The organism is Streptomyces sp. NPDC028907 (genome assembly GCF_055564995.1).
The window spans coordinates 25,291-38,751 of record NZ_JBVHVE010000009.1 but is presented as its reverse complement, the minus strand read 5'-3'; the positions used below and the strand labels follow the sequence as shown (position 1 = coordinate 38,751).

The window sequence follows — 13,461 nt, the reverse complement described above, 5'->3', positions numbered from 1 at the left end:
GCACCGTCCGCGTATGGACCAACTCCCGTGCACGTTGGAAGCCTTTGTCGTGCGTACCGACTTCCCAGCGGCGACGTCACGGCGAACGTCGGCAACGGGAAAGTGCTCAGCAGCCCGCACCAACTCGACGTCAGCCCGCTGCCGCGCTGCCGAGAGACAGCGGCGACAACGGAATCTTGTGGAACCTCAACAAGGCAGCAGTGTGAGCGACGCCGTCCCTCCGCAACGCCTGACTCCACCGCCAGCCAGGTCAGCATCGGTCCCGGCACCACCGAACCTGCAAACGCCTGCGCAAGCGCCGAAGCTGGGAAAAGATCCCCTCACCCGAGCCTGACGAGGTGTCAGCAAAGTCAGCATTAGGTCAGCAAGAGTCTTGCCACAGCCGCCCACAGACAGCCACACCGTGGAATTGCCAACCGCACCGGCCTGAGCCAGCCGGCCGTTTTGGACGCCTCCCGGCAAGCAGGTGGAAGACGGTGAGAATTACCGACCACCTTCCGCCCTGCGACCACCAACACTGACGCGTTTCCGCAGGTCAGCGCACTCTCCCCCGTGGCTTCAACGGCACCGGCGGCAGTTCCGGTGCGGGCAGCGGAGCCCCGTCGTACCCCTTCACCTCCCCGAACCGCGCCCCTTCCATCCAGTCCCAACGAGCCTGCACGATCTCTTCCTGGGTCCGTCCGATCCAGTTCCAGAACATAGCGGATCCTGCGCACATTAGCGCAGGTCAGCAGCGTTCCGGACCGCTGACGGTTAGCAAACTGTCAGCATCGGTCCTGAAGGAGTCTGCAACCGTGAGTTCCACTGCCCTGGTTCGTGGGATGGGTTCGTTTTCAAGGAGTGTGAGCATCCGCGGTCGCGGTGGTCGAGGTGTCGGGCCTTGACCCCTGATCCTGAACACGGGTTATGCGGCTTCGGTCAGCGTAGTTGTTGTTCGGAGTGCTCGTTCGTAGGCGCTGGGGCTGCGGTGCCCGAGATGTGAGTGGCGTCGGACGGTGTTGTAGCGGTGCAGCCAGCGGAAGAGGTCCAGGCGGGCCTCGCGCTCGGTGTCCCAGGCCCGGCGGCCCTGGAGGGTCTCGCGTTTGCAGGTCGCGTTGAACGACTCGGCGAGCGCGTTGTCCGCGCTGCTGCCGACGGTGCCCATGGACTGGGTAACGCCCGCCCGGCGGCAGGCGTCGGCAAAGGCCCGGCTGCAGTACTGGGCCCCGTGGTCGTGTGCATGATCGCGCCGACGAGGCTGCCGCGGGTCCGCTCCGCCGCGTTCAGAGCCTCGACGACAAGGTCAGCGCGCATGTGGTCGGCGATCGCCCAGCCCGCCAGGCGGCGCGAGCAGAGATCGATCACGGTCGCGAGATAACGGAACTTCCCACCGGCCAGCGGCAGATACGTGATATCGCCAACGTACTTGCGGTTCACCTGGGCCGCGGTGAAGTCGCGGCCGATCAGGTCCGGCATCTTCGCCGCGGCGCGGTCCGGGATGGTGGTGCGGTGCTTCCTGCGCAGGCGTAGCCCCGCCAGCCCGATCGCCTTCATGACTCGGGCGACGCGCTTGTGGTTCACGCGCTCGCCGTCCTCGCGGAGTTCGGCGGTGATCCTGGGAACGCCGTAAGTGCCGTCCGAAGCCCGGTGGATCGTGCGTATCCGGGCGGCGAACTGGGTGTCGGCTGCCCGGCGGGCCGCGCGGGCGGGTGCGGTCCGCCGCCAGTAGTAGAAGCTGGAGCGAGCGATTCCCAGGATGCGGCACAACCGCTTCACGCCGTAACGACGCTGATGATCCTCAACGAACTGGCAGCGGTTCACCAGCCCGTCTCCGAGGCGAAATACCGGGCCGCCTTGCGCAGGACCTCGCGTTCCTTCTTCAACTCGGCGTTCTCCCGCCGCAAGGCGGCGACTTCGGCCTCCAGCGCCGACAGGACCACCGGAACTGCCGGCGGATCCGCCGCCCGACGGCCCCGCGGGCGGCCGGCTCCGGCCGCCCGGATCCAGTTCCGCAGCGTCTCCAGATTGACCCCCAGATCCGCGGTGCGATCTGCTTGATCGTCGCCTCGGGCCGCGACTCGTACAGCGCGACCGCGTCCGCCTTGAACTCCGGCGGGTAGTGCTTCATGACCACGACACGTCCATCTCTCAGATCCTCAAGATCCACTATCTCGAGTGTCCAAGATCAGGGGTGATGGCCCGACTGATCTCCCCCGTGCTTGGGTCAGTTGTTCTGGGCGCGTTCAAGGCGGCGTGCCTTGACGCGCCGGGCGGGCTTGGCGGGATCTTCGGCCGCCCCCGCCACAGCGGCCCGCAGGGCGCCGGGCGGTGGCGACAGCCGCTCGGCGACCCGCGCAAGCTCCGGGCTCTTCGGCCCCACGGCGACGTGGAAGTGGGACGGCTTCACGGGGGAGAGGTCCCCACCCCACACGACCGTGCCTTCGCAGTCCAGGAGAATGTCCCGCACGATCAACTCGTGGTGCGGCCACAGCCCTTCGGACCCGCCGAGCGGGTACGCGGAGGGATGGAGGCACAGGCCCGTCCCTGAGAGATAGTTCGACTCATACGCGGCGGCGACTGCCCGCCGTGTGGTGTGCCCGCTGACACCGCCGCCCTCCCCGGTGTCGAGGGGCGCGATCTCGTAGTGCCAGCGGCGCGCTACGTGCAGCAGCACAGCGGCCACGGGCCCGTCCCGCAGCTCCACGGCAGCCGACGACCCCTCCACCTGATGCCTGCTGACGGCACCGGGATCGATGGTCCAGCCGTTCGCGGATCTCTCCTTGGTCCACGCGGCCTGCTGTGCGGACGGCGCGTGGGGCGCGGCGGCGGCCGACGCGGTCTGTCCGATCCAAGCGGCGACGGCGCCTGCGCCGGCGGCGAGGACACCCCGGCGGGTGAGGGTGCGGCGCATGCTATTCCCCTTCTATACGCTTGACGAACACGGTGAGCATTCCCTCGATGAACGAGGTGAGCTCGTCCGAGGGAATCTTGTCCGGCCACTGCTCTTTGTCCGCGGGCAGGAAATTGCCCTTGCCCAAGTCGAACGCGGACCCGGACCAGCGGGAATCCAGCAGGATGTTCCGCACGGTCGTCCGGAACGCGCTGGGGCTGTTGCCGAACCGGTTCTCGAAGAAGTGGGTGAACCGTTTCGCCGAGCGGTTCGGTCCATCCCAGAAGTGATACGTGAACAGGGCGTCGGACAGCAGCCTGTCGTCGTCGTTGCTGCCGTTCTCGCCGTCCGTGCCGTGCAGATACTGGGAGATGTTGTAGGCGTCGACGTCGGCGATGAGGTTGTCACTGCCGAACCGGGATTCCACCGTGGCGGATCCGACGACCTGGATGCAGAAGTCCTTGCCGGACATCGAGCGGTGGTTCTCACGCCACTGCGTGTAGGCGTTGAGGATGTCCCCCGCCCATCCGCAGCCTTCTCCGATCGTCACGTCGGTGCCGCTGCCGCCGGGGTAGGCGTAGTGGCCCTCGGTGGCGGCGCCGAAGTGCGCGAGGGTGATGGGGTGGTTCGCCCGCGGGTCGTAGTAGGTGGGCATGTCGCCCGGCTCGAGGCCCGCGGCCGCGCAGGCGTCCAGGACCTCCTGCCAGGGGTCGCCGAGGACGATCTGCCATATCGCTGTGCGGTAATTGGGTTCGCCCCAGCGCAGGAAGGCGAGAGTGTTGTCGATCACTGCGTGCCCGGGAGGTCCGGATCCCATGGCGGAGATGGCGCCCTCGACGCGCTTCACGTAGTCGATGTACTTCTGCAGGCTCTCATCGTTGGGGCCGGTCCAGTTGAGGCTGGACACCCCTTCGTCGCTGTTGATCCGCCAGACGTTGTGGTCGAGGCCGTAGCCTTCCTGGAACTGGTACTCGCGGATCTGGTTGAGCGACCAGTTGTGCGGCATCGGGAAGCCGAGGTTCCCGGAGTACCCCCAGGACATGCCCGCGACGAACGACCAGCGGGCGCCGGCCTCGCGCGAGACGCGTTCGCAGACATTGCGGGTCCCGTACACGCCGAAGACATAGCGGGAGCCGCTCTGGGAGAGGGCTTTGCGGACGCCGTCGAAATAGGGCACGACGTGCGAGGTGATGTGTTCGTCCTGGGCGTCGTAGTCCACGGCGAAGTAGATGCAGGTGCCGAGCGGGAGGCCGTGCTCCCTGGCCTTCTCGTCGGCCTTGAGCCCCTGGTTGTACCCCTTGGCCTCGTTGAAGTTGTCCAGCACGGTGCCGTTGTACTGGAACAGCGGGAACAGGCGCATCCCGCTGTCGATGATGGCCTGCGCCTCACCGGGCTTGAGGGCCTTGCCGATGTAGTACGGGTCGTCGGGCTCCAGATGCTCGTCCAGGTACCGGCCGATGATCCGGTAGTCCGCGGCCCGCAGCGCCGTGGCGCGCTCGGGGCTGGTGTAGGCGGCGGTGTCGCAGCCCTGCGCGGGGCGGGTGGAGTCGCCGCAGGAGACGAGCAATTGGGCCCAGGTCGTGTAGTTGAATGTGCCGGCGAGCCCCCCGGTGGGTAGCTGTGAGAACTCCTGGAAGGCGTCTACCCAGGTCGTGGGGACCGCCGCGTTCTGGTTGCTGAACACGTGGTCTTCGTTGAAATGGACCGCGTTGCCGTCGCTGTCCCAGGTGGGGGAGTTGAACCAGCACGCGAAGCGGAACAGCAGCTCCAGCGGCTCCGTCAGGCGGATGCCGGTGCCATAGGACTTGAGGGCCGCCTTCGTGCCGTCCCCGAAGTGTCCGTTGATGGTGTTCTTGTCCAGGCCGAGCTCGAACTGGATGGCCAGCATCAGGCCTTGCTGCACATCGCGCGAGTAGATGCCGTCGGACGGCACCAGGTTCATCGCGGGAATGCGCTCCTCCTTGACGTATTTGCTGTTCAGGTACTGCTGGATCTGCTTGGTGATGAGCTTGCCGCCCGGCACGAGGAGGAACTGGTCCATGCGCAGCAGCGAGCGGGTGAAACGAGCCCACAGGTCGGCGTCGATGTCCGCGAAGGTCGAAATGATGCCCAGGTCGAACAGGGCGTCGGACAGGGAGTCCTGGGCCCTCGCGTCCCACACGGCGGGATCGACCGTGCCGTAATAGCCCTTGCACCAAAGGGCGGAGCTGTAGATACGGACGATGTTGGCGTTGGTCTCCTTGGCGGGGAACCGGTAGCGCTCGCGCACCGCAGCGAGCGTGCCCGGCCCGAAGTTCTTCACGGTCGGGGAGATCCCCAGTTCGTGTTGGAGTGCCTGAGTGAGGCAGTCCACCGTCTCCCAGCCCGTTCTGCCGTTTGGTGTGCACGGCACATAGCCGGGCGCGTTCGCGTAGGTCGCGTTGACCCAGTCCTGGACGGCCCGGATGTTCGGGTCCGACATGCGTCCTCCATGGTTCGGTGCGTCGCCCACCGTCACGGGGTGTGGCGGTGGGCGACGGGTCGTCGGCGGGGGAGCGTTATCGCATCAGAGGCGGCTGCATTCGTCTGAACCCATGGCGGTGACGGGCTTGTAGTACCAGAGGAGGGCGCTGCGCGTCTGCGGACCGTAGATGCCGTCCACGCCGATGTCCTCCCTGTCCTGGGCCCGCTTGAGCGCGTCCCGCGTCAGAGCACCGAACTCCCCGTCCACGTCCAGGGACTGGCCGTAGCACTTGTTGAGGGTCGTCTGCAGGGCTCTCACCTCGGAGCCCGAGGACCCCTGCTGCATCGTGCAGTTGAGGCTCAGATAGGTACCGTTGCTCCAGGCGGGGATGCGCGCCTCGCCGCGCCACTCGATGAAGCTCTTGGAGCTGGTGTACGTCGAGTTGCAGCTGCTCGTGGACGCGGCGGCGGGTGACGTGCCGATCGCCAGCGTGCCGGCGGCGAGCGCGCCGATCACGGCGGTGGCGAAACAGGCGCGCGTGGTACGGAAGTTCATGGAGGTCCCTCCCCGTAGAGCGGTGCGCTTGTCGTGCCACCGACGGCTGATGCCTGTCGAATGTCGCGGCAAAGCTGACTGCTCGGAACCTCGAACTTTTCAGGGTGTGATGCTGGACTGCTCGACATCACCGGTGCACACCCGCCTGGATCGCTTCCCAGGTCACTCGTTCATGCCTGATCGGATCGTCGGGAAGGTCATCGCGTCCTACCCCACCCAATGGGGCGCCATCATCCCGCTGACCGCCACCCCTACGGAGGGGCCATGGCCTCGCTACTGAACTTGATTGGGTGATGTCGGGACGGTTCGCCTGAGTAGCTGTTGTCGTTCCGATCTTGAGGGATGTGTGTCGAACGGGAGTCTCGATCGGGTGATCGCAGCTGGTCGCGGGCATGAAGGCAGGGTCTCTTGGTAGCTCGGGGTTGCGAAGCCAACCGAGATCCAGGAGACCCTGTTGCCGCAGTTGTACGCGCTCGCGCCGGTGGACTTCAACTCGGCTGCACCGACGTGTGATTGTGTCGCTCACCGGTTCGGAAACGCAGCCGATCACCCGGAACGTGGTCGGCGGTATCCCTCGGACATGACGGACGCGGAGTGGGCCGTGGTCCGGCCGCTGCTGCCGGTGCCCGGCTGGCTGCGCGGCCGGGGCGGGCAGCCGGAGGCGTACTGCCACCGGCAGATGTTGGACGCGATCCGCTACCTCGTCGACAACGGCATCAAGTGGCGGGCGATGCCCGCCGACTTCCCGCCGTGGGACCGGGCATACGCATTCTTCCGCCGCTGGCGTGACCACGCCCTGGTCAAGGAGTTCCACGACCGGCTGCGCGCAAGGATCCGCGAGAGAGGGGCGCGACACGGAGCCGACGGCCGGCGTGATTGACTCGCAGTCCGTCAAAGCGGATGCCGTCGTCGGATCGGACAGTCGCGGCTTCGACGGCGGCAAACTGATCAACGGGCGCAAGCGGCACGTCGTGGTCGACACCCTCGGTCTGCTGTTGGGCGTGATGGTCACCGCCGCGGACACCGGCGACCGCGCCGCCGCCCAGGTCCTGCTCGGGCAGGTCGCCGCCGCCCAGTACCAGTTGGAGCTGGTCTGGGCCGACGGCGGTTACACCGGCCCCCTCGTCGAGTACTGCCTGGCCATGCTCGCCCTGGTCCTCGCGATCGTCAAACGCAGCGACGACATGCGCGGCTTCGTGGTGCTGCCCAAGCGGTGGATCGTCGAGCGCCTTTTCGCCCACCTGATGCGCACCCGCCGCCTGGCACGCGACTTTGAGCGCCGCACCACCAGCGCCGAGGCGATGATCTACTGGTCGATGACCCTGCTCATGACGCGCCGCCTTGCCCGGCCACACCTTGGGCGAGGGTGAACCGGCCCGGCTGCCGCTCGGCCAACCAGCCCCGCGCGACCAGGCGTTTCGCCTTCGATGGCAGCGCCTCCACCTTGGCCGGCACCGCGTCCAGACCGAACATCACGGCCAACTCCTGGCAGGTCAGCGGCCCTTGATGGAGCCGGTGTCGGTCCGCCAGAGCCTCAAGGATGCGCTGATGGTCCACCGACAGCACCGACCAGGCCAGTCCCTCACGCCACACCGGCACCTGCGATTTCGCCTTCGCCGCCTGTCCGGGCGCGGCCTTCTCATCAGCGATGCCGCCGCCGTCCGGAGCCAGGACCGTGCCCACTCGCCGGCGAGCGATCACCCACTCCTGCCATTCCTGCTCGGCCGCGGCCAACTCGGCCTGGATGCGATCGGCATCCTCACTCAACCCGTCGACCCGACGACGAGCAGCGAGCACGTACTCTTCCAGCAGTCCGACGACCGACGGCATCCACAACCTCCCGGGGAGCGACGACACAACACGCCACCACTCCCACCGATTCACCCGCCCTATGCCTGACCAGCGGCAACACCGCCCTCAGGTTCGGAACGACAACAGCTACTGAGGCGATCGCGGAGCGATGGCCGGAAAACCCGCCGTTCGGTGGGCAGTTCGATGACGTTGCCCCGCATCTGACCGTCGCCCAGGGCCAGGACGAGGCCGTCGTGGAGAAGGCTGAGGCCGACTTGCTCACCGCTCTTCCCATCGTCGCGCAGGTCTCGGCGGTCGACTTGCTGGTCCACGACGGGACGCGGTGGCGGCAGCGGGCCTCTTTCCCGCTGGGGTAGGCCCGGTTGGTGACTGGTCAGCTGCTGCCCTGCTGGGTCTTGGCATGTGCGAGCCGGTAGGAGTCAGTCCCGGTCTCGACGATGTTGCCGCCGAAGGTGAGCCGGTCCACGATCGCCGCGCAGAGTCGGGGATCGGTGAAGGTCTTCGTCCAGCCGCCGAACGACTCGTTCGAGGCGATGGCCACGGACGCCCTTTCCTCCCGCTCGGTTAACACCTGGCCCAGCAGTTCAGCCCCGCGGCGGTGTCGGCGTACACGCGAACGTACTCAAGCGGGTACACGGGAATGTGGTCGCGCTGGCCGTTCGTCACGTGACAGTGCGGCCCAGGTAGGCGGCCAGACGGTCGGGAGGGTCGGCGTCATCGGGGACCGGCTGCGGCGGAGCGAAGGAACCGGCGGCAGTACGGGGCAGATCGCCGTAGATCTCGCGTACGACGGGGAGCGCCGTCTCAGCGACGTGCTGAACGGTGTCGTAGGGGTGCCCGATGGCCTGGGCCAGGTCCCAGCCGTGGACCAGCATCTCGATCACCAACTGCTCGACGAGCCGTCGACCGGGGGCGGGCCCGTAGCGCCGCTCGAGCATGCCGGGGCGCGCGAAGGCCGACCGCACGGCCCGGGTTGCGGTACGGAAGGCCGCGACATGATCGTCCCCGATGTGGTCGGCGGTGAAGTCGGAGCGGGGAGTTCCGTTGGCCAGACCGGCCCACAGCAGGTTCTCCCAGACCAGATGGTTGAGGAGGGCGCGAACGTCCCAGTCGGCGCAGGGCGTCGGCCGGTCGAACTGGCCCGGCTCCACCGCGGAGACGAGCATGCCGACGGCGTCCAGGACCTCTTCACAGGCCTGGAGCACGCCGGTCGGTTCCCACGCGTCCTCCCCGGCGTCGTACATCTCGCCGAGTCGCGCAGCTCGCACACCGGGTTCAGGATGCGTCCGCAGTGCCGTGGTCAGCCATCGGCCGGCTGCCGCCATGCTGGGCCGGACGGGCCAGCCGTTGATGATGCACAGCAGCTGCCAGTACCGCTCCGCGTGCGTGTCGGAGGCGACTTCGAGCTGTTCAAGGAGGAGACCTCTGGCCTGCGCGTTGTCGACGAGCTCCTTTCCGTCCGGAGCAGACTGCGTGGGGATCCAGGTCGCCACGATGGCGGTGACGACGGGATCGGCTGCCGGCGAGTCCGGGGCAATTCCCTGCGCCGTCGCTGTCTCCACTCGCCGCAGCCAGTCGTCTGTCACCTGCTCTGCGTACCGCAACGCGCTGTCGTCGTGCTCGCCTGGGTGGTGTTCGGCGGCGTAGTGGGCCATACGGCGCACACTGGCGCGCAGAGCCGGATTCCTGACGAGTTCGCCTAGTTCAAGCCAGGCGTCGACCTGCTCGTCGGTGGGATCGGCGGGCAGGTCAGGGGTGGCCGCCAGCAGGCCCCGTCGGTAGGTGGGTACGTCCAGTTCTCCCAGGGTGTCGGTGACGAAGTCCTGAATGATGGCACGGCGTTCGGCGGCGGACATGCGCGCCAGCTCGGTCATGGTGGTGAGCCCCTCGGCAGTGGTGTTGCGGCGGGTGACGGAGCGCAGCACGGCCTGCTGCGTTCGCAGCGTGCGGATCTGCTTCTCCAGCGCGTCGATGTGCGTCGCGGCCACGCCTGACAGAGTGCTCTCGCACTCCAGTACGTCCCGGATCGTCGCCAGCCCCAGGCCCAGCCCTCGCAGTGTCTGCGCCAGCTGCAGCCGGGCCAGTGCCTCGGTGCCGTACAGCCGGTAGCCGGCCGGAGTCCGACGTGCCGGGTGAACGACCCCGGCGTCCGACCAGTGCCGGATCAGCTTCACCGACAGCCCGGTCTTCCGCGCGACTTCCCCGATACTCCAGAGCGTGTTGGCACCGACGTGCATGCGCTCCACCCTTGGGTCTCCCATGGAGGGAGAGTCAACAGGCACCCGGCTTCCGCCGCCCTTCGCCGCGGGATTCCACGGGGACGTTTCGGTGTACGCGGCTGGACACAAACAGTCGTACGCCGACACGGCGGTCCAGTTCCATGTAGCCGAGTTCGTCGACCTCCTCTGCATCGACGAACTCGGCTACATGGAACTCGACCGGCGGGGCGCTGAGCTGCTGTTTCAGGTGCTGACCGAGCGGGAGGAGAAGAACAGCGTCGCCATCGCTTCCAACGAATCCTTCAGCAAAGCGCACATGTTCCGGCGAACCCGTGCCAGGTGCTGCCGAAACTTCACGGGTTCCATGGTGTTGAGGATTCCCAGTCGTCTCGATGTTCGCGCCACGCGGTCCTGAGGGCTTCGAGTTCGGTGCGGGGGAAGTGCTCACCCCACTTGCCGCGGTATGCGCTCTCGCCGTACTCCCTCACAACCTCGTCAAAGCAACGGATCACTGCTCGGGCAACGACGTCAATGTTCTGCTGGGTGGACCAGATCTCGGTCCCAGTGTTGTCGTGGTCACTGCCGTGGGCCAGCTCCAGTAGGCGGATCCACACATTGGTGCCTTCACGGTAGAAGATCCATCGGAAGGCGGTGGGCTCGGCCTCGAACTGTGCTCGGCATTCGGTCTCGCTGGCGATCAGACGTGTCACTGCCGTCAAGAGATCTTCGGGGGCAGCGGTGATATAGGAGGCCGTGACTTCGGCCTCCGCCTGGTGGTCGCTGACGATGCATTCGGCCCAACCACGTCCGGACAGGACCCAGGCGAGTCGCAGGTGGGCCATCCTCGTTCCCTTCCTTCGGTTACGGGTTCCCTGCACTGATCGCCGAGGGCCCCTCGCACACATCCGAGTCTGAGGGATGACGAGTCTGCTGACCAGCGGACTCTCTGGCGATCGCCGGCCAGCGCTCATCGATCAGGCAGGCGCCCGGGGTCGACATGATCGGCGAGATAGATCCAAGTGGCTTGCGGGTCCATGCCGAAGGCCGCGGCGACGAGTTTGGGGTCCATGGTGTTCACCAGGTCGACGAGACGGGTGCTGCGGATCATGCGGGGTGGGAAGCCGCAGTCGTCAAGGACGTGGGAGAGATAGGCAGTTGAGGCCGGGCTCCGCCCGGCCTTCGTTCCTTTGGTGACCATGACGTGCGGGTTGTCCGTCCGCCATTCTTCACGGTGGGCCAGGCACCGCTGCAGCACCGCCCAGGAAGCGGGGTCCAGGGGGACGGGATGGGGCCGCTTCCCCAGCCGGACAGTATGGGCCTGCTGGTCGATGTCGTCGATCCTCAGCATCCGCACCTCGGAGCTGGAGGCGCCATGCAGCAGAGCGAGCATGCCCACCACCGCTTCATGCGGGTGCACGTGCTTGTCGGTTGTCCACCGCCGGAACAGCTCACGTTGCTGGTCGAGGGCGAGGGTCTGGCCGCGGAAGCCGTTCGTCTCCTTCGCGCCCATCTGACGGGTGGGGTCGACCAGCAGCATCTTCTGGGACCGCGCGAAGCGGAAGAACTGCCGCAGCACAGTCATCCGCCGCTTGCGTCCCTTGGGCAGGGTGGACAGGAAGGCTTCGACGTCGTGCACATCGACGAGTGCCCAGTCGTTCTTGTCCCGTTCGTCGACCAGGAAGAGAGCCAGGTCACGCAGGGTGGCCAGGGCCGTCTCCAGAGTGTGATTGCTGCGAGGACGGGTGCCCGCTCGGCGGGCTCGGTCCTGGGCCCGCATCCGGGAGGTATTGAAGGCGGCGACGGCTTGCCGCAACGCTTCGGGGACTGCCTCAATGCGTCGTTGCCGTCGGCCAGCGGCGAGCCGTTCGGCCTGGTCGGTGGGCAAGGCCAGGTGGTGGAGGGTGAAGAAGTCCTCGAGTGCGCGGGCGAAGGAGCCCATCGACCGTCCGGGCCTGCGGGATCTTTCCAGCAGGGCCTGGGGCGAGGTGGAGTGCCCGTCTTCCAGCAGTCGGCCGAGGTCTGTGACGAAGCCGCAGGCTCTGGCGGTGCAGTGCCGGGCGGCGACATGAGCGACGAAGTCCCCCAGCCAGGAGGGCGGATCGTCGAGCCGGTCGCGGAGGTGTTCCCCGCGGATGAAGGGACGGCCGGGGTGCTTTTGCCAGCAGGCCGAGCACAGTCCCAATCCGGCGTGTCGCCGCACCCGGCCGCACTCGCGGCAGGTCCTCGGAGGCTGTTTCTCCTGCCGGGGCCGTGAGCAGTGGCCGCACCAGCCGGTTGTCTCGCGCAGATAGCCGGGCCTGCTGCAGCGCGGGCAGGTCTGTTGGGCCGCCCGCTGTTCGGCCTTGCGCCAGCAGTCGCGGCAAAGTCGGTTCTGCGATGACCGGATGGGGTGGCCGCATTCCTCGCAGACGCGTGAGCAGATGATGCACCGGCCGGTGTCCTGCCGCAGGACGCGGTCGCGGCCGCAGCTGGGGCAAACGGCCTTGGCGGCTTGCTCGTTCAGCCGGCGCCAGCAACGGCAGCAGTGCTGGCGGTCGAGATATCCGACGGGGGCACCGCAGGTGACGCAGTCGCGTTGTTTCTTGCCCATCTCAGCCCGCTGGTCACAGAGGTGGCATCGGTTTGCTGGGTCGGTGTGAGGTCGCGGCCCGGCGGGCGTCTGAGGGGTGTTGTCACCCAGGGGCCGGCTCCCATGTAGGCGCGGTCGGCGAGGCCCGGGACGCTCTGGCGTTCGCAGATCCGGATGATCCGGTGGGTGCGGGCCGCAGTGAGGTCGTGCGCGCGGCCGGGCAGCGTCGGCGAGATCCACAGCAGCTGCCCAACGGGGTCGGTCACCAGCTGCACGTTTACCCCGTGTCGGCGGTGTTGTGGGAGAAGTCGGCCCTGCTGTCGCCGACCCGGTCGCACTCCGCGAGGGTGCCGTCGAGCAGGACGTAGTCCGGGTCCGCTTCGCGCAGGGCGCGCAGCAGGCCAGGTGCGCGGTCGGCGAGCAGGTCGACGACGGCTGTCGTGTAGGCGTGGGCGGTGCCGACGGAGATGCCGAACCCGGCAGCGAGCTGGGCGAGGGTGTCGTGCCGGCGCAGGTACACCAGCCCGACCAGGGCACGCTGGTGCGGCGGGAGCTTGCAGCGGCGGTCACCCTCGCGGGTGACGATGAGCATGGTGACCCACTCGACCAGGGCGGGGGCAGGTCGAGTGCGGCAGAATACGGAACCAACGCGGCTCCTGTGCCTGTGGGCTGAGACTTTGAACACCTCCCCCAACGGCACGGGAGCCTCGTGCGTTGCGGGCATCGATCCCGTCACCCGATCAGTGGCCACGCTGAAAGAGCTCGCTCAGTGCGACTGCTCCAGTGTCTCCATTGGGTTAGTCTCCCCCTCGCTGCAACGGGACGCCGCGCGCCATTTCTGGGGAGAATCTGGGGAGTACGAGCGGCGTTGGGGACCCCGTGGGGGGAATCGACTGCGCAACAGGACAGGAATCTGAAAGATCCAGAAAGAGGTATCAGCCCAGGTCGGAGACCAGTTCAGCCATATCACCGCAGGCCAGGGCAGCCTGGTAGA

General features: G+C 67.4%; 10 protein-coding genes and 5 pseudogenes. 4 read left to right on the top strand and 11 right to left on the bottom strand.

Translation table 11 applies throughout. The annotated features are described in order from the left end of the window. Nucleotides 1–535: 535 nt before the first annotated feature. The 5 genes and pseudogenes from ACZ4UU_RS26735 to ACZ4UU_RS26715 all read right to left on the bottom strand — a co-directional run. A pseudogene (locus ACZ4UU_RS26735) lies at nt 536–700 on the bottom strand (pirin family protein); the annotation flags it as partial. 204 nt (nt 701–904) lie between these two features. Then, nucleotides 905–2,107 (bottom strand): annotated as a pseudogene (locus tag ACZ4UU_RS26730) (IS3 family transposase). Nucleotides 2,108–2,203: 96 nt separating this feature from the next. After that, nucleotides 2,204–2,890 carry a hypothetical protein gene (locus ACZ4UU_RS26725; protein WP_471905895.1) on the bottom strand — a complete coding sequence of 229 codons (687 nt, stop codon included), beginning with the start codon at nt 2,888–2,890 and terminating at the stop codon, nt 2,204–2,206. A 1-nt stretch (nt 2,891) separates the two neighbouring features. After that, the gene (locus ACZ4UU_RS26720) at nt 2,892–5,330 is read right to left on the bottom strand and encodes a glycoside hydrolase domain-containing protein (RefSeq protein ID WP_471905894.1); all 2,439 of its coding nucleotides are present in this window, start codon (nt 5,328–5,330) and stop codon (nt 2,892–2,894) included. 84 nt (nt 5,331–5,414) lie between these two features. Next, nucleotides 5,415–5,867 (bottom strand): peptidoglycan-binding domain-containing protein, encoded by a 453-nt coding sequence (locus tag ACZ4UU_RS26715; protein ID WP_471905893.1) that lies wholly within the window; start codon nt 5,865–5,867, stop codon nt 5,415–5,417. Between the two features lie 580 nt (nt 5,868–6,447). Here ACZ4UU_RS26715 and ACZ4UU_RS26710 point away from each other — a divergent pair. Next, nucleotides 6,448–6,747 carry a transposase gene (locus ACZ4UU_RS26710; protein ID WP_471905892.1) on the top strand — a complete coding sequence of 100 codons (300 nt, stop codon included), beginning with the start codon at nt 6,448–6,450 and terminating at the stop codon, nt 6,745–6,747. Next, a complete protein-coding gene (locus ACZ4UU_RS26705) occupies nt 6,740–7,237 on the top strand; it encodes a transposase (RefSeq protein ID WP_471905891.1) in 498 nt (165 codons plus the stop codon). The genes ACZ4UU_RS26710 and ACZ4UU_RS26705 overlap by 8 nt, the downstream gene beginning before the upstream one ends. On the opposite strand, the gene ACZ4UU_RS26700 is transcribed toward ACZ4UU_RS26705, so the two are convergent. Next, complete coding sequence (locus tag ACZ4UU_RS26700) at nt 7,194–7,697, bottom strand: hypothetical protein (protein ID WP_471905890.1); 504 nt, start codon at nt 7,695–7,697, stop codon at nt 7,194–7,196. The two genes, ACZ4UU_RS26705 and ACZ4UU_RS26700, sit on opposite strands and share 44 nt — an antisense overlap. On the opposite strand from ACZ4UU_RS26700, the gene ACZ4UU_RS26695 reads away from it, so the two are divergent. Continuing rightward, a complete protein-coding gene (locus tag ACZ4UU_RS26695) occupies nt 7,580–8,035 on the top strand; it encodes a 2'-5' RNA ligase family protein (protein WP_471906175.1) in 456 nt (151 codons plus the stop codon). The two genes, ACZ4UU_RS26700 and ACZ4UU_RS26695, sit on opposite strands and share 118 nt — an antisense overlap. 17 nt (nt 8,036–8,052) lie before the next feature. Here the strand turns inward: ACZ4UU_RS26695 and ACZ4UU_RS26690 are convergent. After that, nucleotides 8,053–8,277: pseudogene (locus tag ACZ4UU_RS26690) on the bottom strand (ATP-binding protein); the annotation flags it as partial. A 64-nt stretch (nt 8,278–8,341) separates the two neighbouring features. Then, complete coding sequence (locus ACZ4UU_RS26685) at nt 8,342–9,940, bottom strand: TIGR03086 family metal-binding protein (RefSeq protein WP_471905889.1); 1,599 nt, start codon at nt 9,938–9,940, stop codon at nt 8,342–8,344. Between the two features lie 133 nt (nt 9,941–10,073). On the opposite strand from ACZ4UU_RS26685, the pseudogene ACZ4UU_RS26680 reads away from it, so the two are divergent. After that, nucleotides 10,074–10,205 (top strand): annotated as a pseudogene (locus ACZ4UU_RS26680) (ATP-binding protein); the annotation flags it as partial. A 46-nt stretch (nt 10,206–10,251) separates the two neighbouring features. Here ACZ4UU_RS26680 and ACZ4UU_RS26675 read toward each other — a convergent pair. The 3 genes and pseudogenes from ACZ4UU_RS26675 to ACZ4UU_RS26665 form a co-directional block, all read right to left on the bottom strand. Beyond that, entirely contained in the window at nt 10,252–10,740 is a 489-nt protein-coding gene (locus tag ACZ4UU_RS26675) for a hypothetical protein (RefSeq protein ID WP_471905888.1), read from the bottom strand. Between the two features lie 125 nt (nt 10,741–10,865). Then, nucleotides 10,866–12,080 (bottom strand): tyrosine-type recombinase/integrase, encoded by a 1,215-nt coding sequence (locus tag ACZ4UU_RS26670; protein ID WP_471905887.1) that lies wholly within the window; start codon nt 12,078–12,080, stop codon nt 10,866–10,868. 437 nt (nt 12,081–12,517) lie between these two features. Continuing rightward, nucleotides 12,518–13,115: pseudogene (locus ACZ4UU_RS26665) on the bottom strand (transposase); the annotation flags it as partial. Nucleotides 13,116–13,461: the final 346 nt, after the last annotated feature.

What these genes read in the sequence shown, in the direction of transcription:
- ACZ4UU_RS26725 (WP_471905895.1), bottom strand. Translation starts at nt 2,890, where the DNA reads ATGCGCCGCACCCTCACCCGCCGGGGTGTCCTCGCCGCCGGCGCAGGC.
- ACZ4UU_RS26720 (WP_471905894.1), bottom strand. Translation starts at nt 5,330, where the DNA reads ATGTCGGACCCGAACATCCGGGCCGTCCAGGACTGGGTCAACGCGACC.
- ACZ4UU_RS26715 (WP_471905893.1), bottom strand. Translation starts at nt 5,867, where the DNA reads ATGAACTTCCGTACCACGCGCGCCTGTTTCGCCACCGCCGTGATCGGC.
- ACZ4UU_RS26710 (WP_471905892.1), top strand. Translation starts at nt 6,448, where the DNA reads ATGACGGACGCGGAGTGGGCCGTGGTCCGGCCGCTGCTGCCGGTGCCC.
- ACZ4UU_RS26700 (WP_471905890.1), bottom strand. Translation starts at nt 7,697, where the DNA reads ATGCCGTCGGTCGTCGGACTGCTGGAAGAGTACGTGCTCGCTGCTCGT.
- ACZ4UU_RS26685 (WP_471905889.1), bottom strand. Translation starts at nt 9,940, where the DNA reads ATGGGAGACCCAAGGGTGGAGCGCATGCACGTCGGTGCCAACACGCTC.
- ACZ4UU_RS26675 (WP_471905888.1), bottom strand. Translation starts at nt 10,740, where the DNA reads ATGGCCCACCTGCGACTCGCCTGGGTCCTGTCCGGACGTGGTTGGGCC.